Genomic DNA, 24404 nt, shown 5'->3' with positions numbered 1-24404 from the left:
TATGAAGTTCCGGAGTTTTTGGTCTTAAGCAATAGCAGGAATCTGTTCTGTTTTCATCATCAGGTGCACTGGCTTTCAAACCGGTGCACCTGATGATGTTTAAAAACCTTCCGAAAGTAGCCAGCGGTAAAAGCTGTTCACCCATTCATCGCTGGGTTGGTTTTGTTTAATCATGCCGAAGCCGGCTTTTCCTTTGCCGTAGATATGTATTTCTGCCTCGCCGCCTGCTCTTTTCCACGATTCGAATAATGCAAGACAGCCGGCCGCAACATTCATGTGATCGGCACAAGTCGCAATAAACAGCGGTGGAGCTGAATTCGGCATCACAACATCTTCCAATGCCGGTCCGTAAATGGTTGCGATGAATCCGGGCATTGCCGATTGGTCAGCGTTATGCATGACCGCGCTTAACATAACCCCGCCACCAGCCGAAAAGCCAATACAGCCTACCTTATCGGGGTTTATTTTCCATCTCGTGGCGTTTTTACGAATGATACGTATTGCTTGTCGCGTATCTTCGGCCGCCATGCTAATCACTTTGGCTGAAACGGAATCTTTGAGCGGATTTGCATTCGCATTTACCAGCTTGTTCGATTCGTAAACGGCAGCCCGCAGCGGTGTTCCTGTAGGGGGAGTGACCTGTTTCATGTCGCTTGTTCGAAGACGGTATTTCAATACAAAAGCTGCCACTCCTTTTTCGTTAAGCCATTGGGCTAATTTTACCCCTTCCATATCCCAACTTAAGAACCGCAGGGCGCCTCCGGGCAGAATAACGACTGATGTTCCGGTTGCTTTCGCGGAGGCGGGAAGGTAGGCGGTGAGCGTTGGAATGGTAACGTCGCTGATAACATCAATCGATCCATTGGCTGCTCTCGTCATTTTTTCTTCAATAGTGCTACGGCTGTTTCCCGGAGGAACTCCATTGTACAATTTGACAACCTCCTGCGATTTTGCCGGCAACAGGCAACAGCAGACAGCAACTAAGCTGCAAAATATCTTGTTCATGGTAGGTGTTTTTTATGTGGTTACGCTTGAAGTTTATCTTTGTTTTGCTTGTTTAGGAAACGCTTTGCCAAATAATTGCGCACCGGCTCGTCGTACAGTTTCAGGCAAGCATACGCCAAAAGTATATTCCAAAGCATAACGACCAAAGACATTACCCAGGTTTCGCCAAAGGTGTACAGTTTGTTTTTGATAAGCCATGCATAAAACAGGTACATAAACGGATAATGTACCACATAGAGCGGAAAAGAGATATCGCCCAGAAATTTGCAGGTATTTGTGGAAAACTTGTCGGTGGTAGCACCCGATGCGCCCAGCCAAACCAGGATAGGGAAAACGATGAGGATGCAGAACGATTCGTAAATACCGTTGAGGCTGAGAGGCTTCAAAACTCCGATAAAAGGTACCGCAAACAAGGCTGTCAATAGAGCTGAGCAAAGCCAGAAAGTGCCTCTCGCCTTCACCGGCCGGAAAATGCGCGACAGGAACATGCCCATCGTAAACGGGAAAAGCATACGCAACGAACCTCCCAGAAAATTTACGCTGTCTAATGTCCAGCCCGCATCTATACTGCCATAAGTAGAGATATTGCCGATCGCAAACCACGTCAGAGCAATGCCCAACAATACAACTAAAATACCCAACATTTTTGTGGACAAACGACGGATAAACAAGGCGTAAAGAATATTGCCGATATATTCGAAAAACAGAGACCAGAACGGTCCGTTCAGCGGAAACATTTCACCGTTGCCGCGTATTTCGTAACCGGCTCCGGGAATGGCCGGAATGAAAAACATGGTCAAAAGCAAAGCGAGCATTGTGAAGGAGGTGGTAATCTGTGTTCCGTTCCACTGCACGCTGCCCTGAAGACAGAAGGTGATCACTCCTAAAATGGCACCCATTATCACCATCGGGTGAAGACGAATCAAACGACGTTTGAAGAACTCTTTCAGGCCAAAATCTTTGTTCCAGCGGTCGTCATACGCATATCCGATGACGAAACCCGAAAGAATAAAGAAGAAATCCACTGCCAGGTAGCCGTGGTTGAAATTCAGGATACGCCCATCGCTTACTCCACTGACTGCTCCGGCAAAGCCAAAGCCTTCGTTTACATGGTACCAAAGAACTAAAAGGGCGGCTACTCCACGCAGTCCGTCTAAGAGGTTGTAGTGCGGTTTTGTGTCTGCAAAAGCAGCGGATGAAATGTGTGACATTGGTTGTTTGTTGTGGCTATGGTATTATGGGATCGCAAAATTACGATAATTTTTAGAAGAACCCTTTGTTTCTTTTGATGGAACGGAGGGACAATCACAGCCGTTCTGCTTGGATATATGAAGTTGCATTGTTCTGTAAAATATTATTGCAATCGAGTCATTTTAAAAAACCGATTTGTGCAGCGAATTGACAATCAGCTGCATCTATAGATGTATAATTCGATTTTTGTAGATCTTTCGGAACCGGATGTTCTTGCAGAAATTGGTAAAACTATGTACGATGAAAAGAATACGAATGGCTATGTGTGCTGCGGTATGTGGTGTTTTATCCATTGTATCCTGTACTACAGATGGTCAACTCTTCGAAGACTATGGCTGTATGCAACAAAAAATTGTACCGGTCTCTGCCCATAGTATCGACAAATCCAATGTTGCAGTTGTTAATCAGCTTTTTGTAAATAACAATATATCTTCAGATAACTTCCGCTATATCAGTTACGAACGATCAACTTTTCAAGCATCGTATTCTCCATATACTCAATATGACCAACAGACGGTCCGGTTGCTACAGTATACTAATTCATTACCGGTTTTTAATGGTGATCTTATTTTCATTTTTTGGAACGGGGCATTGCATTACGAAACCGGGAATGTAACCAAAGGAACAACGCTCAATACAAGTCCGCACCTGAATTTAGCACAGATCAGAGCTTTGTTCCTTGCGGATATCAAAAAAAATACTGCTAATTCTGCTATGTATGCAGACAGCTGCTTTCAGGGCGAATTTGGCTATTATAATGTCAATGCAGGTGTCAATAACGCGTCCGAAAAATTAGTAAAGGTGTGGCATGTGACCCCTAAGAATTCGTCATACCCCGAAGCTTATTACAACGATGAGCAAGGTAGTCTGCTTTACTATTTCGATGGATTGTATTCATTATAACTTGTGCTTGCGCTGCCAAACTCTCTGTCTCGTTCTGAAAATACTTGCAAATCTTTTTGTTTGTACTAATCCAGAGTCCCACTGACGACCTACGATGTCAGTACTGTAAGCCTTAAGGGGATATAGGGGTGGAAGTTGATAATTAGCTCGGTCTGGTTCAGAAGTTTTTCGTGACTACCCTACGGGCATTAATAGGAAATTGTTTTTCGTCTTTCTATTGATATGTATGTCCTACGGACATAGTTTCCATCCAGTTTTCACATCACTTGGCCCGTTAGGGCTTTCATATCCATAGGAGATCAGATAATTTAGCAGATGTTATACCTCGTAGAGGTTTCATTGGATGCTTGGTTCTCCTCTTTATTTTCGGAGCTGGACGTAATCAACAAGATGATCAGCGTTTTTATGCAGAATGAGGCTGGCGCGGTGGCGGGTAGGGAGAATATGTTTCCGGAGATTTAACAGATTGATATCCCTCCATGCCGAGCGTGCAATTTTGATTGCTTCGTCTACAGGCAGCTTTGAATAGTTAACGAAGAAAGAGTCGGGGTCTGTAAATGCCGTTTCGCGCAGTTTCAAAAACCGGGACAAGAACCATTCTTCCAATAGGGCTTCATCTGCATCCACATAGATAGAAAAATCCACAAAGTCGGATACAAATGCATGCGATTGATCCGGATGCGGAGCATCGAGATTGCTTTGCAGTACATTCAGCCCTTCCAGAATCAAGATGTCAGGGCGGTCTACCTCCTGAAATTCGTCGGGCACCACGTCGTATATCTTATGTGAGTACCTGGGCGCTTGTAAATGTGATTTGCCCGATTTGACATCCATAACAAACTGTAGCAGTCGGTGCGTGTCATACGATTGAGGAAAGCCTTTCTTCATCATCAAACCCTTTTCTTCCAACACAGCATTGGGATATAAAAAGCCGTCAGTGGTTACCAGCACAACTTTAAGATTCTCTTTCCAATGACTCAGTAAAGCCTGCAATACGCGCGAACTCGTTGTTTTGCCTACCGAAACGCTGCCTCCAACGCTGATAATAAAAGGAATGTGCTGCTCTTGCTGATTCAAAAACTGCATCAATGCCGATTGCCTGTTGAGGCGGGCATTGAGATAATAGTTGAGAAGACGGGCAAGCGGCATATAAATATCCCGCACCTCGTCAATAGACAATTCATCGTTAATGCCCCGTAGTTTTTGTACCTCTTCTGTCGTGAGTGACATTGGCTGCATATTACGAAGCGAAGCCCATTGCTCTCTGTCGAAGTACATATAGAGATTTTCCGAAGATCTGGTCATGTGTTAGTTGTTGAATCTTACCTGTAATTATACCGGCATATTGATTTTACCTTAACGCAAGCTTTGCGAGGGTGCAAAGTTAGTCAATTACAAGCTGATTCTGATTTACTCGAAAGAGGCGTTGCTTTTCCTTCCCCAAATCCACTGACGATCGGCGATGTCACTGTTACCAGTCTTAAGGGGCTTTGAGCAGGCTACAAGTCGAGAACCAAGAACCAGGACTCTGAATGCGAGCGTTTATCAGCACGGAGAAATAGCTACGCGTTAGCTGCGAATCTATTCACTAAGACTCTCTGTTTTTCTTTACCTTCTCTAATCTCATTCTCGTAATATTAAAAGCAACTACAAGGACAAGTATAATAATCCGGTAAATTGGTTTAACGGGCAGATAAAAAGCAGTTAGGAGAATAGATATGCCTATTAATGAATGTGTCAACCAGTTTTTCCAGTCTTTCAAATAAACCCAAATAAATTTAAGTGTCTTCATGCTATTTTTTGTGCTAAACAAGGGAAAGCTCCTGCTTCCCAATTTCCTTCAAATGTAGCAATATTTCTTCATCTCAAAAGAAAAGCGAAACCTTATAATGCCGTCGTTCTGCTATCGTTTTGCAAGGCAGGAGCTTTGCTTTTATCCTCAACGTAGGCAGAGCATACGCCGAACCTTAATCTGTTTTATATGCTATGGTGAACGGAGATCGAAGCCATACGCCAAACCCGAGTCTGCATTACAGTTTACTGCAAACGGGTTTTTTGTTTCTATTGTATAATTTGGCCACACGATACGCTTCGCTAATCGTGCGGCAGCGAAGGCCAGCTTATTTATTAAGCATCAATTTTATAAAATTTGACTTGTCTATAGGTTGATTTAAGTCATCCTTTAATGTCATTTCATGCCTGTGAACTTTTATTCGAATCTCTTCAATTGCTTGCTGTATTGTAAATATCAAATGTCCATTTAAAGATAAATCGTTCATTTGTTTTATTAATATATCAAAATATGCATGTGAATTTTCAACAAGCGTTTCTGTGTATTCTGGAATAATACCTGCATGTACAATTAGATTACGAGTTCTATACATTCGTTTTATTTGCCAGATAATCTTTCTTTCGTGAGTCTGTAGAAATTCGCCTATCGATTTTGCAGTGGAAAAATATTCATGAAATTTTGATAAACGCCATTTTAATAGAGGAGATTTTTCTAAATGATTGTAGTAGTTTAGTCGATTTACTTTATACTCTTCAAGGCATATTAAGGCAGTAACCTTTTCTATAAGATTTTCCCCAACATCAATTTTGGTTATCTCTGTTCTGAAAAATTTTCTGTCAAATCGAATTAAATCTTTCGAAAATTCTTTGATTATACGCTCTATGTATCTGTATTTTAGAAATGGCACTAGATGCTCAATTACTTGGTCTATTTTTGATTTATTTGAATATCCAACAAGTAATGTTTCAAAAGCAATCCAGTTTTGAAGAAGTTGGTTTTCTATATATTTATTTTCTATTGAAATACCATGAAGGTCTATTGCTCTATTATATTTTGTAAATGACTCCCTGGTAAGACTAAATTCACGAATTAGTTTGTTGAGTTGTATAGCAGCTTTTTTGGGCTTTAGGTCAGCTCCTTTTGACATTGCGGATATTTTGTCATCAAATAAAAATGTGTTTTTACTTTTATTGTTTATTACAAGTGCTTTACTTTGCCAATCAGGAAATTTTTTGTGATGAAAAAAAACAAATAGCTTTGCTAGTTTATTAATTCTTCTTTCAGCTTCAATCTTGGCACTTAAGGGATCAAGGGTTTTTACTTCCTGTGCTAAATAATAAACTTCATTTCTTCTAATACTTTTGAGGAAATTTTTCACGTCAAGCTTTAATATTTCTTCATCTAACTTCTCAAGAATGATACAATTGAACGCTAAAGAAGAATCTGTTATTTCTTTAAATAATTCGCTGCACTTAAGTATTACTAGATATGATTCTTCTTCTCTGTTGAAATATTTAAAAAAATCAGATACTTTTTGAATTGAGTCAACTGCATTGTCTGAAAAAAAAATGACGTTTGTAACTCTATAGATAAAACTTTGACTAATTCCGAGGTTTATTAAAGAAGATATGTAATTATAGCATAGTGAATTAATCTTGTTTTTTTGTTTGTTTTCTTCTATTAGCCTTAATAATATTTTTTCTGTTTCTCTACAGTATTTATAAGGTTCAATTTTATTATGTAATAGCTCTAATTTGACTTTAATGGACTTTAAATCTTCTAAATTACCGAAATCTAAATAAGATTGAAGATCATCGCCAACCAGATTTTTTACTATGTCATCTTTGCCAATTTTCCATTTTAATTCTTCAATAACAGGTGTTAATGACTTAGCTGTTATGTTCTTTGATTCAATTTCATCGATAAGTTTTAATGCTTCATCACAGCTTGCAGTTGAATTTAATGCGGGATATTTAAATGTGTCAATCGTATAATCGAAAACGAGTTCTCTAATCCTTAAAGCAAAGAAAAGTAGGCAGTCTAAAGTGTTGTCATTGCTCCAATTAGTTAATCTTGCAAGCTTCATATCTTATTTGTTTATATTGTTATTTATGATAAACTATATCACACGGTTTATAAATCAGCTTGTCGTAAATGGTTGGGTTGTTAAAATAGATAAGCAGCTTTGCGTGTCTTTCCTGTCCAGTCGGATATGCACTCCGACGACGAAATCGGGAGGAAGGAATCGCAGATCAGCGCAGCTAATTCTAATTCAATTCGCCTAACCTGCCCATATACTGCATTTTGGCACTAAATATTTACGCTTCAAAGCTACAAATTTATCTTTGTAAAACAAGAATTAGCTTAATTAGTGTGTTGGTTATTTTGTTCCGTCGAATCTGCGTTTCGGAGCCGAGAGGTATGTGGAAAAATTGTTTTGCTTAGTGCTGTTCGTTTCGGTAGCGTGAGGGGGTCATGCCCGTCAGTTTTTTGAAGAAGCGGCACAGAAATGCTTCGCCCGGGTAGTCGAGCAGGTCGGCAATCTCTTTCAAAGGCGTAGAGTCGGATTTCAGCCGCAGCTTCAACTCGGCTACGGCATAGTTGCTAATCATCTCTTTGGCGGTGTTGCCGGTGCTCTCTTTGGCAATAATGGAGAGGTATTTGGGGGTGATGCAAAGTTCGTTGGCAAAAAACGATACCTCGCGTCGGTTGGGATGTTGTTTGAGCAGTTGCAGAAAGGCTTCGTGGAGCTCCTTCTTGCGCTGCCGGGGTTGCGCGTAGATATCGTTTCGCCTCACGATTTTGCTGTAGAGATCGAGATAGAAGTTGCACAACAGGTTCTGGATAATTTCGCTCCGGCACACGTTGGAGGTGTCGGTATAGCGCTTGTCCAAAATAGCGAAATATTCGGTGAAGAGTTCTTCCTTCTCCTCTTCCGGCAACGAGTAGGTGGCATTCTCCTTCAGAAACCCGATAAAGGCAGCCGGAAAGCGGAACAAAATCTCATCGATCAGGTGGTTGGAGAAGGAGAAGTAGGCAAATTCAAAATCGTCCGACTGCTTCCATCCCAACAGAATCAACCCGGGAAACACGAGGAAGATATCGTTTCGTTTCAGGCGGCACGACTGCAAGTCGACGTTGATATCGGCATACCCATTCAGGCAAATCATCACCAGGCAACTCTCCGAACGGTGGGGCAACGATCCGAGCGAAATGTCGTTGCTTTTGAGGGAGATGTGAAAGTGCGATTCGATCTCCTGATTGTTGCCGAAATCAAAAGAGGTGGCTTTGTTGGAATTCATCGGTTGTTCCTAATTTGTATGCAAAAGTACGCTCTTTTTCCCATTTGGCATCCTTGTTTGTGGAAATAAAGTCAATTTTCATAGAAATCCTGATAGTTGTTCTCTCGCTGATTAAATCGACCTTTGCAGACTCAAAATTTTAATGTATCTGTAATGAATCGACTTACAAAAACAGTTTCCTTTCTCTTCTCATTCTTTCTTATTTCTCTTGTAATTAACGCACAAACGACACAAAAACTGAGCCTCACTCAGGTCTGCCAACTGGCAATTGAAAACAGCAAACAGTTGCAACTTTCGCGCACCGAAACCGAAGCGGCACAAAAAGCCAAGCAGGTAACCGAAACGTTGCGCACTCCCTCGATCGACGCTTCGCTCTCGGCCTCTTATATTGGCAACGGAAGCATCAGCAACCGCCTTTTCAGCAATTGGCAGTCGGCAGAGATGCCCCATTTCGGCAATACCTTCAGCTTGCAGGCCTCTCAGGTCCTCTTTGCCGGCGGAGCCATTTCGGGCAATATCGAAAAAGCCCGTCTTCAGGAACAGGAGGCCCGGCTGCATTACCAGCAGAAAGAGCTCGATATCTGCTTTCTGATTACCGGATACTATCTCGATCTATCGAAGCTGCAAAATCAGCGGGAGGTGCTGCTGCAAAACATCAGTCGCACCGAGCTGTTGATCAAACAGATCCGGTCGAAAGAAAAAGAGGGCATGGCGCTGAGCAACGATGTGACCCGCCACGAACTGATGATGCAAAATCTGAAACTGGGGCTTATCGAGGTCGACAACAGCAGGAATATCATCAACAACCAGCTGGCGTTAACCCTCGGCTTGCCTGCCGGGACGCAAATTGTTCCCGACTCATCGGCTTTGGCAAACGACCGGAACTTAATCAACCGCGAGACCCTCATGGCAACGGCACAGCATAACCTCCCCGAATTGAAGACGGTTGCTCTCAATAAACAGATTGCCGCCAAGGAGGTGACCATTGCCCGTGCCGACTATTACCCTCATTTGTCGCTCTTTGCCGCGAATGAATTCAATGGGCCGATTCTGATTGAGGTGCCCACCATCAACAAAAATTTCAACTACTGGTATTTCGGCCTGGGTGTGAAATACAATCTGGCTTCGCTCTATAAAAACAACCGCAAAGTGGCGCTTGCCAATCAGTCGCAGCGGGTAGCAGTCAGTGCCGAGGCGGTAGTGATGGAGCAAACGGCAATCGCGCTTTACAATGCTTATACCAACTACACCGAAGCTGCCGAAAAGGTAAGCGTGTATGAAACGAGTCTGCGCTTAGCCCGCGAGAATTACGACATCATTTATAACCGCTATCTGAACGGGTTGGTGCTGATTACCGAAATGCTCGATGCCAGCAACACCCGACTCGATGCCGAACTGGCGGTGGTCAACGCGCGACTCAGGCTGAGCTATTGCTACTACAAACTGTTGCGCGAAACGGGTTCCAGATTCTATTAATAATTAGGTTGTAGCCAAATTTTACCATTAAGGCATTAAGATCAAGAAGCCTTATTCCCTTCATTTCTTAATGGTTAATTCAAATTTAAGTCCCATCGGGACAAAAGGTTTATAGAAAACAAACAATTCGAATAAACTGAGTGCCGTAGGCACGACACCTTGTAGTACATGCAAATAGCCAAAACATCCGGCAAAAACAAAAAGACATATATTTATTCTTGACACATATTTATCATGGCAAAAAAGACAAAAAAACTGGTATTTAACATCGTAGTGGGATTGCTGCTGGTTGGCGGTATTGTGTGGGTCTTTTCTCATTTCATACATCTGGGAAACGTCGAATTCACCGATAACGCGCAGGTGCAACAGCAAATTGTACCGGTCAACTCCCGGGTACAGGGATTTATCAAAGAGATCCGTTTCAAAGAGTATCAGCCGGTACACAAAGGCGATACGTTGGTGCTGATCGAGGATGCCGAGTTCCGCTATCGTCTGGCACAGGCCGAAGCCGATTATCAGAATGCCCTGATTGGCAAAAAGGCGATGGGAACCACCATTCAGACCACCCAAAGCAATATCGGGGTGACCGATGCTACCATCGAAGAGGCCAAAGCCCGGTTGGAGAATGCAGAGAAAGAGCAGACTCGTTACAAAAACCTATTGGCGCAGAAAGCGGTGACACAACAGCAGTTTGACGATATCAACACCAATTACAGAGCGGCTAAAGCCCGCTTCGACCAGTTGCTCCGGCAACGCAACTCTACCTCTCTGGTAAAGAGCGAGCAAAATATTCGCCTCAACCAGAATGATGCTGCCATTAAACTGGCCAAAGCTGCGTTCGAATTGGCACGTCTCAATCTTTCGTACACGGTCATCGTGGCTCCCTGCGACGGCGTGACCGGACGCAAAAACATTCAGGAGGGGCAGCTCATTCAACCGGGACAGGCTTTGCTCGATGTAGTGAACTCGAACGAAAAGTGGGTCATTGCCAACTACCGCGAAACACAAACCGCCAACATTCGTCCGAGTATGCCGGTAGAGGTGAAGGTGGATGCAATACCTGGTGTTACATTCAAAGGTGTTGTTCAAACGCTTTCGCGCGCAACAGGATCGAGTTACTCGCTCTTCCCGCAGGATAATTCGGCCGGCAATTTTGTGAAAGTAGAACAACGTATTCCGGTGCGGATTGTCTTTTCCGCCCAAAACAAGCCCGAAGATCTGGCACAATTGAGCAAGGGAATGAATGTTGAGTGTGAAGTAAACTATTGAAAAGAATGCACCAACACACAGGAAAATTCACTACTCCCGACATACGGAATTTTGTACCGGAAAAAATTAAACCCTGGATACTGCTGGCTTTCGCACTGATCTTTCAGCTTTCGGGAGGCGTTTATATGGCCTCTGCCAGTGAGATGAAAGGTTCGCTTTCGTTGCTTCAGGAGGATGTCATGATGGCCGGATACGCTTCGTTGGTTGGACTTGCCCTCAACTTCAACCTCATGTTTCGGCTCAAGTTTTACCTCCCGACCAAAGATAGCCTGATCATCTGTTCGTTGGTTATTGCGGCCTGCAATCTTATCTGCATGAACACAGACAATGTGCCGTTGTTGACGGCAGTGTCCTTCGTGTCGGGTTTTTTCAGAATGTGGGGCACATTTACCTGTAACACCAATATTCAGTTGTGGATTACGCCCAAGCGCGATATGACCGTCTGGTTCTGTTTTATACCGCTTATTGTGCAGGGTAGTCTGCAATTGTCAGGCTTGGTCTCTATTTATACCGCCTGGCTGGGAACCTGGCAGCTGATGCACTGGTTGGTTATCGGGTTGTTGCTCTCGGTCACACTCATCACATTTCTTATCTTTCGACACTACCGTTCGATGCCGAAATTGCCATTGTTTGGTATCGACTGGATGGGGATGATGTTGTGGGCCACTACCTTGATAAGCCTGATTTTCGTATTCAACTACGGAGAATATTTCGACTGGTTTCACTCCCTCTATATCCGCGTGGGAGTGCTGATAGCCTTCGTTTCGCTTGGGCTGAACTTGTGGCGTGCCTCCTTTGTCCGGCATCCGTTTATCGGACTGCGCACCTGGTTCTTTCGTCCGGTGTGGGCAACATTTATTGCCTACCTCATTCTCGATCTGTTGCTGAGTCCGTCCCATTCTATCGAACATATCTATTTTCAGGGCGTATTGGGGCACGACGAACTGAACTATATTTCGCTCAACTGGTCGATTCTGGTCGGAGTGGTGGTGGGAATGGGATGTAACTATCTCCTTTTTGCCCGTCGTAAATGGACCTATAAAAACATGACGATGCTCGGCTTTGTGTTTGTTCTCGCCTATCTGGTCATGATGTATTTTATAGTGGATGTCAACCTGCCGAAGGAACGGATTTTGTTGCCGCTGTTTATGAGGGGCTTCGGGTACACCGTTATTGCAGCGGTGTTTCTTACGGCTCTCACATCGTCGCCTTTCCCGGTTTTCGTAGAGTCACTGTCGGTGCAGGCATTTATGAGTGCCTGTCTGGGTGGGGTGATCGGCGATGCTTTTGTTACCCGATTTTTTACGGTTACCTTGAAAAAGAACCTGATGTTGGCCGAGGGAAATTTCGATAATCTCAACCAGTCCATTGCTCATATTCCGCAGACGGAGATATTCCAACAGTTGCAAATGCACAGCATGCTGGTTAGCATCAAAGAGATTTACGGATGGCTCTGCATTGCCGGATGTTTTGTGTTGCTGCTGTTTCTTATCTGGAAAAGTCCCCTGCGTCCAAACACGTTTCATCCCAAGTTCAGCACCATTCGTCAAGCCATTAAGCATCAGCTGAAACTCGACTGGATGTTGGATAACTCATGATTAATCCATATACCTAATCTCGATTTCCTCTTCGCGAAGCAAGTCCAGTGATTTGGAGCAGATATTGCGGTTACAAAGAAGCGTAAGTCCCAGTGCGGGATTTACGCTTTTTATTTGCCGGGCCATTTGTGCGATCTTTTCGGCGTCTTTGCGGATGATGCGGCTTTTAATCACTTTGCGAATGCCCAGTTGGTTTTCGCCCAGTTCTTCCAGCTGAACGCGAGCAGGTAAGCCGTAATATGTCGGGTTGGTTTCCATAGTGAGGATTGATTTTGAGGCAAAGATACGATTTACAGTCGATTGGTGATGCAGCATTATGAGTTCGAAATACCATGTTTGTGGTATAAAAATACTCAATGTGTGGGATTGATGCCGGATGTGCCGGGTAGTATTTTTGCATCAGTAACATTCATAAAGAATAACTGATATGCAAACCAAAGCGATATGCCCCATCAATAATAAAAAGGCGGATGAAAACGTAGCGCGCAGCAATGCTGCTTTTACCGTCCTGCTTTTAGTCGTGTTTCAACTGAGCACAAATCCTTTTATCGTTCTTTTTCTTTTGGTCGACTTTGTACTCCGGGGATTTGAACTGGCCAGCTATAGCCCTTTGGTATTTGTCTCGAAAAAGGTAGTATCCGTTTTGTCGCTTCAACCCAAAGTGATTAATGCTGGCCCCAAATTCTTTGCGGCAAAAATAGGCGCTGTCTTCAGCTTGTCGATACTTGTGTCTACTCTCCTGGGGTTGAATCAACTGGCGTTCGTGATTAGTGCTGTGTTCGGAGTTTGCGCCTTTTTAGAAGCCGCGATAGGCTTTTGCCTTGCTTGCAAAATCTATCCCTACACTTATAAACTGACTCATTTCAATATATCTAAAGCCATTCAATAAAGAGATTGCTGTTTTGTGAGTAAAGATTAGGTACTTTTGCCATTCATCCTGTTTTTAGTGCTAATTTGGCACACAAAAACAGGATGATTCATATCTGCCCGATAAAGCAGCAATTTCAACTCAAACAATGTTTTCTGATTTTTACCTGACTTACTTCAATTGCAAAAAATCACCGTCGATGATCATTAGCTTCACGCCTTGCTGCGTACTCGACCGGTGTGAACTCAATTCGTCGGAAACAACATAGGTCATACCCTGTGTCAGGGTGAAGCGTTCGCCATTTTCCAACTCGCTTACAAATTCACCTTCCAGGCAATGAACGATGTGTCCCTTCCGACACCAATGGTCTGCTAAATATCCTTTTGAGTATTCCACAATACGAATTCTTAATCCCGAAAACTGCATGGTTTGCCAAAATGCAGTTCCACTCTCTCCTTTATGTTCCGTTTTTGGAACTTCGTCCCATTCAATAACCTGAAACGGGATATTACAATCTTTTGTCATAAGGTATTAATTTTATTACTTAGCCTGCCACGACTTTCATATCAATCATAGATCAGCGGAGTTAATTAGGGGTAAAAAAACGAGTAGAAACATTGTTCCGCTGGTGTCATGTTCTCACGCAGCTCTTTTGCCCGTGCAAAAATAGTTGGCTGAGCATTATAGTACATGGTGTGTTGTATTGTGTTCTTTTGAAGCATTGTTGATCTATTTTTTTACCCCAAACCCCTTAAGGGGCTTTAGTCGGCTTGCTGCTATTTTTCTCTCTCTCTCTCTTGTTTTGCAAATTTGTTTTGTTCTGAGAAACGTTTGCAAATCTTCCCGTTTGCACTGGTCAAAAGTCCCCTTAAGGGGATTTAGGGGTAGGCCTTTGTCTTTATCATTCTTATCTGGCACATATCAGGAGATCTGCGCCAGCGAGGGGTATCAGTCGCGACAGCCTGTTTTGTTATTTTCTTTTGTGCTTAAATAAATTTATAAGCAAACTTATAAAAGACCATAATCCGCTTTTCTTCGCAATAATATCAATAATGATTATTACAATCCCGACAGATGAAGTCCATAGAGTCTTAAATTCATTGCTAAATGATGAATAAAAAACAATCCAACCTATAAAAAGAAATGAAAGTGAAATTGAGAACAAGTAAAGCATGAATTTTCTCTTCCGTTTTTCTTTTATAATATCACTCTTGTATTTATCAATCTCAGAGTCTTTATCTTGAATTTTCTTGTTCCCTTCTATTAATTTATCATCTATTTTTTGTTTCGCATCTCCAATTTCTTTATCCTTGGAGGCAATTAATTTTTCTAATTCTTTCATCCGAGCATCCATTGCTGAAACCTGTTTTTTTTGCAACTCTTGCTGCTCTGTTGCTTTTTTGATAAGTTTCAAGGCTGTTTGTTCAACTTTTTCTGGTTCTTCTTCAAGTAAATATTTCTCGATTCTTTTGGCTGATTCTTTTGCTATTGAAGTATGTAAAAAAACATATTGTTCATCAGTAATTTCCTGATTGCTTTTGACTTTTTCTTCATAAGTATAAATCAATTCCTGACTAGGTATTTCTTCTTTAAATGTCGTTGAAAGAATCAAACTTAAACCAGCTTTTTTGACCTTATCTAAATATTTTGAGGGATCTTTAAGCCACAACAATCCTATAAGATAATCAGGTAGAGCGACTTCTGTTATTTTTTTTGTTGTCGTATGTTCTTTGTTGTATTTAAATAGATTCCCATTGTTAGTAACAAACCAGTGTTTCCCTTTTTGGACAGATGAAATATATTTGTCTCGTAAATGTCTAACGTACAAATAAGCCAGTACATCATGTTCGGCACTATATTTAAATCTCTGTTTTTGAAGTTCTTTGATATCGGTTGAATTTTTGAATTTTTCTTTTAGTGCAGCAGGAATAAGTTCTAAAATCACACCGAGTTCTTTTTCAATCCTATTTTGAATATCTGAGTTAAGTAAAATTAGCCATTCCTTACCTTTCTTATTTCTAAGGCAAGCATCGTTAATTATCGTTCGCGGATTTTTTGAATCCCATTTATAGATAGCTTTCTCTATCTGATGTCCAAGTTCATTTAATGTAATACCTAAGATTCTTAGTTTACCACCTGTATTTGTAAGTATACTTAAAAGTTCTTTGGCAGGGTTTGTTTCATATTCAGCCTGTAAATCTAAAGCTTGAAGAATTATTTGGGTATCTATGTAATAAGTTTCTCCACTTTCAAATTTTACATCAAGATCAATTTCATTTTCGAAATAACTTGTAATGATTGCTCCCAAATATAGTTGCTCTGCAATTTTATATAAATCATTTCTGTTTTGTTCAATTTCTTTTAAAAAATTGGCATGGCATAAATATGAAACATCAAGGTCACTACCATTTATCAAATCATTACCTGTAAAAAAGCTAGATAATCTTTTTTGGTATTTTTCAATAAAACTAGCAAAAGTTGGACACAATACTTGGTCATTTTTACTTGCAAATTGGCAAAACTCCGCCTCTATTAGATTAGCATCTCTTTGACTTCTTCTGTATTTATCTTCATGATCAGTGAAAACAAAATCATTAAATTGAAATGATTTAGGGGTTCTTTCTGATAAAATCAATGAATATTTTTCCTTCTCCTTGGCTGAAAAGGATTTTTGAATTCTTTTTAGCAAAAGAGAAATTATTGATTCGGGCACAATAATACCATAAAGTTCAATTATTGCCTTTTGTAAATCCGTATATAATCCACTTTTACTCTTATGAGCACAATAATATGACAATGCTCTTTTGCATATTGGAACATATACATCATTATACAAGTCTCTTCCAGTTTCCGTCAGAGAAGCTAAAAAGCAAAATGCAGATAATCTTGTTGAGTTTGTTTTATTATTATTATTCATATTCATCTAATTTATTGCTCTGTTTAGATTTTTTCTTGATTTGACTTGCATATCACACTTTGTAACCATATCATACATATTTATACATCATAGTAAGTCTTTTGATTTGCATTCTTTGCCAAAAAGGAATCAGTTACGTATTTAATTCAAAGATAAAACTCTTTTTTTTTACGTCTCCTATTCGATCATTCCTCTTTATCCCTCAGTAAGTTGGTTCATCATTTTTCGCCTCAAATCTACACATTTACTTTTAATAAATACCCTTTTATGTTAATTTTATTTTCACGGTGCATTGCGCCGTTTTTGGGTGCTTATCGGTTAAAAAGTTTGTTTTTTGCAATAGCAAAAAAAACGCCGGTTCCTCACGAAACCGGCGCTCAAAATAAAAGAACAAAGTGAATTATTGCATCGGGTTTTGCCCGGCACTGCTATTCTCTTTTGCTTTCTGATCATCGTTAGAGATCGTAGATTTTGCTTTCTTTACCTGTGCGTTCATGCTACCGATGCGGTATGAAACATTGAAGCGTAATTCAAGTGGTTGTCCGATATGGATGTCGGTGTGCTGATCGAATGTAGGAGCTCCTGTCTTGCTGTCGGTGCCGTGAGTATCCATTGTGATATGTGTTTTAGGCAACCACACAGTGCTCATTGATAAATTCAGGCGTTTCTTCATGAAATCTTTCGAAAGAGAGAAGAAGCTATAGTAATATGACGACTGACTTCCCTGCAGGTTGACTTGAGGAAGCATTCCTCCGCCGCCCACGCTCATACGTAAATCTTTTGGCAGGATAACTGTTCCACCTGCGTACAAACGACCGGTGAAGCCGTCGTTCGACATGTTGAAGGTTCCACTCTTCATGTTAACATAGCTGACATTTCCGTTCATGAACAGGGTGAGCCATTTGATGCCGCGATAGTTACCGAACAGGTTCATGTTCACTTGTTTGTTGTGTCCGATATTCGCATAGGTCATTTCTTGTACAGAACTTCCCTGTGGAATGAATGAATATTGTTCGATGGCATTGTTCACAAAAGTATAGGTCAGTTCGGCACTAAGGTTGTATTTGGGCGCAAAATTGCTATAACCCAAAGTGATATTGTGGCTTTTTTCCGGATCGAGGTTTGGATTACCATAGCTGATATAGTTCGGGTCTTTACGGTCTACGTAAGGGTTCAGGTAACTGATACCCGGACGTTGAATACGCATGTTATATCCAAATTTGAGGCTTTGCATGTCCGATAATTTGTAGGTCACAATTGCCGAAGGTACGACCACTCCGTAATTGGTTGTGAAATTTCTGGCGACGTTGTCGAATTCAGCCTTTAGCCATGTATATTCATACCGCACACCGCTCTTGAATCCCCATTTGCCTACGCTGCCGGCATAGCTTGCATACACGCCCAGAATATCCTGATTGTTTTTGAAATTAGTGATACTGTCGGCTAAAATATACGGTGTATAAGGATATGATTGGAAAACATTGAAGTAATTATATGTCTCATCGCTTTTACTGTCGTTCAGACGTATAATGTATTTAGTACCCAATTCCAGAGTATGTCCTTTTGCCAGAGGGGTGGTGTAATCAGCCTGGAAGGTATGTTCGTTCGATTTTGCATCATTTTTACTTGTACTTGACTGGAACAACCCGGGTTGTGGCAAACTGTGATAAACAGGACTGATAATATTTGTCGCTTCGTAATTGCTGTTATTCGGTGTGTTACTCAGTTTATACGATAAAGTAAACAGTTCTCCTTTTCTCTTAAATGAGTGCTGGTAGTCAAGACCAACATCTGTAGAACCCCAGGTCTGTTTTTGAGAGCTTTCCTGTTGATAGGAAAACAAGGGATTCATATTCTTGTCATAATTATCGGTAAACGCAGTTGTTTCGCTCTTTGGAAGACCATAACGACGGTTGTACGATAATGTGAACAAGTTGAGAGTGTCCAGCTCGAAGCTTAATTGACCGCTACCGAACTGCATAGGAGCTGTCGTTTTTACTGTGGCTACCTGTCCCGCATTGGGGTAGGGGGCATTGGCAAAATAAGTCTGTCTGTCAGACGTTGTAGTCATCGGAAACTGTTTGCTATAATTGTAGTTGTAGTTACCCGAGAAACTGAATTTGCCGCTTTGTACCATCAGGTTCAGTCCTCCTCCATACGAACCGCGGGATGAAACCTGCGTGTTAATGGTAGCCGAATATCCTTTGGTCGCGGTTTTCTGCATCGTTACAATATTGATAATACCACCTACACCTTCTGCATCATATTTTGCACCCGGTTGTGTAATCACTTCAATGTTCTTTACCATATTGGCCGGCATGCTTTTCAATATCATGCTCGGATTGTTGTTGAACATATTTGTAGGTTTCCCGTTGAGGAAGAACTTGAAGTTGGAAGCTCCTTTCAACTGAATGTTATCCTGTCCGTCAACTGTTACCATCGGCACTTTACGCAGTACATCGAGCACTGTTGATGTCTTGGTTTCGGGATCTTGTTCCGTGTCGTAAGTAATTTTATCGGCTTCGGCCTTAATCAAAGGACGTGTAGCCACAATGCTTACTTCTTTGAGCGATTGCTGATTGTCTGCAAGTCCTATTTTGCCTAATTGGATCATACGGTTGTTGGGGCCCACGCTAAAGGTGCGTTTTGCAGGTTGTTTTCCTACAAAAGATACTATAACGATATATTTTCCCGGATTTTTCAATTCTCCTGTAAATTTTCCGTCAATATCGCTGGCAAAACGGGCAACGACCTGTTGCGGTTTGTTTGCCAAAACGACGGAGCATGTTACGTACGGCATTGTTTCAGAAGTTATCGAGTCAATTGCCTGTCCTTTTACCTGATACCTAGTAGCTGCAGTCTGAGCGCTCATCAAGAGCGGAATAAAAAATAAAACTGCCAAGAGGAATTTTTTCATTGTTTTGTTTCCCTGAATTAGTTTGTGAATAAATTTATCGCGTTTATTTCGAATGTTTTACAACCTTTGTCTTAACAGATACTCCTCTTACATTGTTGCCTTCCAGACTAATGCTTATACTGTCTTTGTCGTTGGTTTGCAGACGAATCTCCTTCAGTCCTTTATTGGCAGGATTCTTTTCTGCTTCGTTTACCAAATGGCGAAAATAGGCATAGGCGGCAAACGGAATGCTGATTAAAAGCAGGAGGATGATAATCAATGTGATATTGCTGCGTTTGTTTATGATTTTCGTAAGTTTCATAAATTTCATAAGTTTATTCGGAGAGTACGATACGCCTCCGATGATTATTTTTGTAAAAACGCTTCATATTGAGATTTAATCTCTTCAAAAGTAATTCCCAATGCTTTCATTGTGCTGAAAATCATTGGCAACTGATGGCTGAAGAACTCTGTGCGGTTAAGCTTTATAATATTCTGCATAGCGTCTTCTGCTACAAAATATCCGATACCTCTTTTGTTGAAGATAATATCTTCTCCCTGCAAATAATCGTAAGTTCGCATGACGGTATTCGGATTTACCTGCAAGTCGGCTCCTAATTCCCTTACCGAAGGGATGCGGCCACCTGCGCTCCATTCGTTGCGAAGAATTTTTTCGCATACAAAATCAGCAATTTGCAGGTATATTGGTTTATTGTTATCGAATTCCATTTTTATTTTGGTTAGTTAATGATGTGGAACGGAATTTATAACTCCTGTTCCTGTAATTTGAAGAACGATACCAGCCATAATCCAAATGGGAAGATGATATGTGCAACAATTTTGATATAGTCAATTAGCCATGAAGTGGTAGACGGTTCTATATTTGCCATCTGTACTTCCATGATAAAGCTTTTGAGGTCGAATTGATAAACAAGCAGATTGGTAAGCAAGCCGAATGTGACCTGCAAAATGAAAATCGCACCCAGTGTTTTGAGCCATTTCAGTCTGCGGAACGACATTGTACCGATCATTGCAATGGCCTGTCCGCCCAAGACTCCGATAAAATAAGCATGCCATTCGTTTGTTCCGATGTGTATGTCAATCGATCTGCCAAACAGTGCAAATTCAAGACCCCACAAGATGAGCCAAAGTGTTCCGATAATGATAGGAACTACAATTACGTTTTGAAACCAGAAAGCAATCCATTTTTCAAAGTTGGAAGCTGGTAGCATAGAATAATTCACCCCTTTAATCTTATGGAACACATCGTTATAAAGCATAAAGGGTGAAATGAACATCAGAAAAATGCCTAACCCCGCAAAAACGTTGGGGTGAAAGCTGGTACGGTTAATCAAAATGTCTGATGCTGCATAGGCTGCCGCAAAAATCAGATAAAACAGGTAATGACGGCGAAATGCCACCGTTTCGGCTTTTACAATGCGGGAAAGCCGCTGGATATTAAATGTTTCGTTCATATTCGTAATGTATTGAAAATTAATTGAACCATTCGGCAAAACGTGCACGATTGGCAATAGCCGCGTTAAACAACAATTCTATGTTTACTTTACTTTCTTCTCCATCAGGATTCGGTACAACCACTCCGTAACCTCCCATCATAGGTTCCGAATAGAGTGCATCTTCGGGTATGTACGGTAATACTGCAAATTTCAGTTTGCGTGTAATCGATTCTACCGATTCGTTTAGCAATACGTTGTTGCGCTCAAGTATTACAATCGGATCAATCAGGAATTCGAGGTCGCGAACCTGATGAGTAGAAATGATGATACACTTGTTTTCATCAGCGGCTCGTGCCACCACCCGGCGGAAAATTGATTTCGATGGAATGTCGAGGCCATTGGTGGGTTCGTCCAGCAGCAACAACTCTGTGTTGCAAGCCAAAGCCAGCGAAATCATTGCTTTCTTCTTTTGACCGAATGACATCTCGTGCAGTTTCTTTTCGCCATCCACACCAAACTCCTGCATCAGAGTTGCATAATGGTTGTATTCGAAGTTCGGATAGAAAGGACCCACATTGCGGGCATATTCATCTGCTTTCTGGTGTGTCACCATAAATTCTTCAGGCAGGTAAAATATCTTTGATAAAAAGCCCGGCTGTCTTTTGCCCGGAGTGTAGTCCATCACTGTGCAATTGCCGTCTTCGGGAAAAAGTAAACCGGCAATGAGACGCAGAAACGTGGTTTTACCAACGCCATTTTCTCCCAGAAGTCCATAAATTTTTCCGGGTTCCAGTTTCATGGTCAAAGAGTCGAATACTTTCGATTTCTCTTTGTACCAAAATGACATGTTTTCTATTTCAATCATAATGTTATCGTATTAGTGTATTACTATATTAATACACTGCAAATATACGGCAAGTTTTTATATCTGTATTTGAGTTTGGGTGTATTTATGGTAATTTAACAGTCTTAGATGCTGGTGTTGTTTGTTTTGTATTGATATTCAGTTGGATATAAATTTATAATGAGCGAAAATCTTTACCATAAAGTCATTTTTAAGTATATTTTGCCCACTTATATTCCTTCTGAATGGAATAGTTTTAGTAATTTTGACATCGTTTTAGACGGAAACCTATCATTTATCTTCAAAATATAATCAAAACTAAATCAATAATTTATGGCAACTCCCGAATTTAAGTACCAGGAGCCGTTTCCTCTTGGGAAAGACAAAACAGAGTACTATCTGCTCACTAAAGAACACGTGTCGGTAAGCAATTTCGAAGGAAATGAAATTTTGAAAGTTGAACCGGAAGGTTTGACCAAGCTGGCTCGTGCTGCCATGCACGATCTTTCCTTTATGTTGCGCCCTGCTCACAACGAACAGGTGGCATCTATCCTGAGCGATCCCGAAGCAAGTCAGAACGATAAAGCTGTGGCTCTTACCATGCTTCTTAATGCTGAAATTGCTGCAGAAGGTCAGTTGCCTTTCTGTCAGGATACAGGTACCGCTACTATTGTTGCTAAAAAAGGCCAAAACGTATGGACCGGTGGTGGCGACGAAGAAGCTCTTTCGCACGGCGTGTACAACACTTACACACAAGATAACCTTCGCTACTCTCAAACCGTAGCGTTGGATATGTATACCGAAAAGAATACCGGTTGTAATCTTCCGGCTCAAATCGATGTTTATTCTATTAACGGTAACGAGTACAAATTCCTTTTCATCGCAAAGGGTGGGGGATCTGCTAATAAAACATATCTTTTCCAGGAAACAAAAGCGTTGTTGAATCCCGATACGTTGGAAAAATTCCTGATCGAAAAGATGAAAACGCTGGGTACAGCTGCTTGTCCTCCTTATCACATTGCATTTGTGATTGGCGGTACATCGGCCGAAGCTAACCTAAAAACAGTGAAACTTGCTTCTGTGAAATACCTCGACGAATTGCCTACAGAAGGTAACGACGGAGGACAGGCTTTCCGCGACCTTGAAATGGAAGCGAAATTGCTGAAGGCTGCACAAAATATTGGTCTTGGTGCTCAGTTCGGCGGAAAATATTATGCTCACGATATTCGCGTGGTACGTTTGCCTCGCCACGGAGCTTCCTGCCCGGTTGGTATGGGCGTTTCGTGTAGCGCCGACCGTAACGTGAAAGCTAAAATCAACAAAGATGGTATCTGGATCGAAAAACTGGATAGCAATCCGGGTCGTTTGATTCCTGCTCAATACAAACAAGCCGGTGGTCACAGCCACGGTGTGAAAATCAATCTGAACCGTCCGATGAACGAAGTTTTGGCAGATCTTTCACAATATCCGGTTTCTACCTTCTTGTTGCTTAGCGGTACTATTATTGTAGGTCGCGACATTGCTCATGCCAAACTGAAAGAACGTCTCGACAGAGGTGAAGATCTTCCTCAGTATCTGAAAGAGCACCCGATTTATTATGCAGGTCCTGCAAAAACTCCGGAAGGAATGGCTTGTGGCTCAATGGGTCCGACAACAGCTGGTCGTATGGACTCTTACGTGGATTTGTTCCAGAGCAAAGGTGGTAGCATGATTATGATTGCAAAAGGAAACCGCAGCCAACAGGTGACAGATGCCTGCCAAAAGCATGGAGGTTTCTATCTTGGCTCAATCGGTGGCCCGGCTGCGATTCTAGCCAAGAATAACATCAAGAGCATCAAATGCGTGGAATACCCTGAGTTGGGTATGGAAGCTATCTGGCAAATCGAAGTGGAAGATTTTCCTGCTTTCATTCTGGTGGATGACAAAGGTAACGACTTCTTCAAACAGATTCGTCCTCGAGTGTAATTTGGATGCATAAAAACAAAAGAGACACACGGCAGTGTGTCTCTTTTGTTTTATATGGAAATGATTCGTTATTTACCTGTTGGCAAATAGCAGAATGGCTCTGCCATCATGATCTCCTGTAGTAACGTCATTGGTGTTGATGTTGTTCCCAAGGTTGTATTGACCGACTATTTTATAGGTTTCCCCTTTACTCAGCTTTTGGCAAAAGTCGTTGCGGGCAATCAGGAATGACCGGTATGCATGGTGAGCTTTCGTGAAAAGCTGAAAAGCCTCGCGGCTGAAAGCGCCTACAAAAATATATTTCCCATCAAAAAATTCCGGGCCTAATATTCTGCCATGATTATTAGTCCTGATAAATCCTTTGTTAGCCAGTGCCCTTTTGTGTTCACCCGGTAATTGCGACAATCGAGTACTGTCCAATTCGGCGCAATAGCCCGACGAATGTCCGATTTTGTCCTTGTAACCATGCTTTTTGCATTCGGCCATTAGTTTATTGATCGCCTCTTCTTTACTTTTGGCAAATGGATCGATAATGACAACGTTGATGGGTTCACGAAGTTCTTTGTGCTGAAATTTCTTCCCCAACCAGTTGGCCGGAGCTCCATCACGCTTTTCAAGCCATTTGCCAATGGAAGGCAATCTGAAATCGGGTTTAAGTTCCTGAGCAGTTGAAAAATGAAAGCCAAAAATGCACAACAGGAAAATAGTTGTCAGTCGCAACATTTTAAATGTGAGATAATCAGTTGGTTGATTAATAATAGTAGAGAGAAAGTCTCCGTGCAAAGATAAATCAGATTCTCTAATTCATTCTTTGTTAGTATGTTAATCAGATTAATCAAACATTAAAAAAATCTACTGCAA

At 41.6% G+C, this 24404-nt stretch carries 20 protein-coding genes; 6 read left to right on the top strand and 14 right to left on the bottom strand.

From position 1 onward, the window contains the following. Positions 1-99: 99 nt before the first annotated feature. Together PJIAN_RS06650 and PJIAN_RS06645 are read right to left on the bottom strand one after the other, a co-directional pair. The gene (locus tag PJIAN_RS06650; RefSeq protein ID WP_068703351.1) at positions 100-1005 is read right to left on the bottom strand and encodes an alpha/beta hydrolase; all 906 of its coding nucleotides are present in this window, start codon (positions 1003-1005) and stop codon (positions 100-102) included. A 20-nt stretch (positions 1006-1025) separates the two neighbouring features. Beyond that, positions 1026-2216, bottom strand: coding sequence for an acyltransferase family protein (locus PJIAN_RS06645; protein ID WP_068703349.1), 1191 nt, complete (start codon positions 2214-2216; stop codon positions 1026-1028). A gap of 280 nt (positions 2217-2496) precedes the next feature. Here PJIAN_RS06645 and PJIAN_RS06640 point away from each other — a divergent pair, with 280 nt between their 5' ends. Next, positions 2497-3159 carry a hypothetical protein gene (locus PJIAN_RS06640; protein ID WP_153802505.1) on the top strand — a complete coding sequence of 221 codons (663 nt, stop codon included), beginning with the start codon at positions 2497-2499 and terminating at the stop codon, positions 3157-3159. Between the two features lie 360 nt (positions 3160-3519). Here the strand turns inward: PJIAN_RS06640 and coaA are convergent, their stop codons facing one another. The 3 genes from coaA to PJIAN_RS06620 all read right to left on the bottom strand — a co-directional run bounded on the left by coaA (position 3520) and on the right by PJIAN_RS06620 (position 8253). Beyond that, on the bottom strand, positions 3520-4464 hold the full coding sequence (coaA, locus tag PJIAN_RS06635) for a type I pantothenate kinase (RefSeq protein WP_068703345.1): 945 nt from the start codon (positions 4462-4464) through the stop codon (positions 3520-3522). A gap of 815 nt (positions 4465-5279) precedes the next feature. Beyond that, positions 5280-7037 carry a hypothetical protein gene (locus tag PJIAN_RS06625; RefSeq protein ID WP_068703341.1) on the bottom strand — a complete coding sequence of 586 codons (1758 nt, stop codon included), beginning with the start codon at positions 7035-7037 and terminating at the stop codon, positions 5280-5282. A gap of 355 nt (positions 7038-7392) precedes the next feature. After that, entirely contained in the window at positions 7393-8253 is an 861-nt protein-coding gene (locus PJIAN_RS06620; protein WP_068703339.1) for a helix-turn-helix domain-containing protein, read from the bottom strand. Between the two features lie 153 nt (positions 8254-8406). On the opposite strand from PJIAN_RS06620, the gene PJIAN_RS06615 reads away from it, so the two are divergent. The 3 genes from PJIAN_RS06615 to PJIAN_RS06605 all read left to right on the top strand — a co-directional run bounded on the left by PJIAN_RS06615 (position 8407) and on the right by PJIAN_RS06605 (position 12596). Continuing rightward, the gene (locus tag PJIAN_RS06615) at positions 8407-9729 is read left to right on the top strand and encodes a TolC family protein (protein ID WP_068703337.1); all 1323 of its coding nucleotides are present in this window, start codon (positions 8407-8409) and stop codon (positions 9727-9729) included. Positions 9730-9963: 234 nt separating this feature from the next. Then, positions 9964-10998 (top strand): HlyD family secretion protein, encoded by a 1035-nt coding sequence (locus tag PJIAN_RS06610; RefSeq protein ID WP_068703335.1) that lies wholly within the window; start codon positions 9964-9966, stop codon positions 10996-10998. 5 nt (positions 10999-11003) lie between these two features. After that, a complete protein-coding gene (locus PJIAN_RS06605; protein ID WP_068703333.1) occupies positions 11004-12596 on the top strand; it encodes a hypothetical protein in 1593 nt (530 codons plus the stop codon). Here PJIAN_RS06605 and PJIAN_RS06600 read toward each other — a convergent pair whose 3' ends face one another. Continuing rightward, positions 12597-12854 carry a hypothetical protein gene (locus PJIAN_RS06600; protein ID WP_068703331.1) on the bottom strand — a complete coding sequence of 86 codons (258 nt, stop codon included), beginning with the start codon at positions 12852-12854 and terminating at the stop codon, positions 12597-12599. Between the two features lie 169 nt (positions 12855-13023). Between PJIAN_RS06600 and PJIAN_RS06595 the strand changes: the two genes are divergently transcribed. Further along, positions 13024-13485 carry a DUF4395 domain-containing protein gene (locus tag PJIAN_RS06595; protein WP_068703329.1) on the top strand — a complete coding sequence of 154 codons (462 nt, stop codon included), beginning with the start codon at positions 13024-13026 and terminating at the stop codon, positions 13483-13485. A gap of 150 nt (positions 13486-13635) precedes the next feature. Here PJIAN_RS06595 and PJIAN_RS06590 read toward each other — a convergent pair whose 3' ends face one another. From PJIAN_RS06590 to PJIAN_RS06560, 7 genes are all read right to left on the bottom strand, one after another. Beyond that, positions 13636-13989 carry a DHCW motif cupin fold protein gene (locus tag PJIAN_RS06590; RefSeq protein WP_068703327.1) on the bottom strand — a complete coding sequence of 118 codons (354 nt, stop codon included), beginning with the start codon at positions 13987-13989 and terminating at the stop codon, positions 13636-13638. A 445-nt stretch (positions 13990-14434) separates the two neighbouring features. Next, positions 14435-16381 carry a hypothetical protein gene (locus PJIAN_RS06585; protein ID WP_153802504.1) on the bottom strand — a complete coding sequence of 649 codons (1947 nt, stop codon included), beginning with the start codon at positions 16379-16381 and terminating at the stop codon, positions 14435-14437. A gap of 400 nt (positions 16382-16781) precedes the next feature. Then, a complete protein-coding gene (locus PJIAN_RS06580) occupies positions 16782-19298 on the bottom strand; it encodes a TonB-dependent receptor (protein WP_068703323.1) in 2517 nt (838 codons plus the stop codon). 43 nt (positions 19299-19341) lie between these two features. Then, positions 19342-19599 carry a hypothetical protein gene (locus tag PJIAN_RS06575; RefSeq protein ID WP_153802503.1) on the bottom strand — a complete coding sequence of 86 codons (258 nt, stop codon included), beginning with the start codon at positions 19597-19599 and terminating at the stop codon, positions 19342-19344. A 44-nt stretch (positions 19600-19643) separates the two neighbouring features. After that, a complete protein-coding gene (locus PJIAN_RS06570; RefSeq protein ID WP_068703319.1) occupies positions 19644-20006 on the bottom strand; it encodes a GntR family transcriptional regulator in 363 nt (120 codons plus the stop codon). A 35-nt stretch (positions 20007-20041) separates the two neighbouring features. Next, positions 20042-20752, bottom strand: a complete 711-nt coding sequence (locus PJIAN_RS06565; protein ID WP_068703317.1) for a hypothetical protein — start codon at positions 20750-20752, stop codon at positions 20042-20044. Between the two features lie 19 nt (positions 20753-20771). Further along, on the bottom strand, positions 20772-21599 hold the full coding sequence (locus tag PJIAN_RS06560; RefSeq protein ID WP_068703315.1) for an ABC transporter ATP-binding protein: 828 nt from the start codon (positions 21597-21599) through the stop codon (positions 20772-20774). A 312-nt stretch (positions 21600-21911) separates the two neighbouring features. Here PJIAN_RS06560 and PJIAN_RS06555 point away from each other — a divergent pair, with 312 nt between their 5' ends. Further along, positions 21912-23543 (top strand): fumarate hydratase, encoded by a 1632-nt coding sequence (locus tag PJIAN_RS06555; protein ID WP_068703313.1) that lies wholly within the window; start codon positions 21912-21914, stop codon positions 23541-23543. Positions 23544-23615: 72 nt separating this feature from the next. Here the strand turns inward: PJIAN_RS06555 and PJIAN_RS06550 are convergent, their stop codons facing one another. Further along, positions 23616-24266 (bottom strand): hypothetical protein, encoded by a 651-nt coding sequence (locus PJIAN_RS06550; protein ID WP_068703311.1) that lies wholly within the window; start codon positions 24264-24266, stop codon positions 23616-23618. Between the last annotated feature and the right edge of the window lie 138 nt (positions 24267-24404).

It is taken from the genome of Paludibacter jiangxiensis, from assembly GCF_001618385.1.
Taxonomy (GTDB): domain Bacteria; phylum Bacteroidota; class Bacteroidia; order Bacteroidales; family Paludibacteraceae; genus Microbacter; species Microbacter jiangxiensis.
Note: the sequence above shows the minus strand (reverse complement) of the source record. Positions and strands in the feature narration are given on the sequence as shown.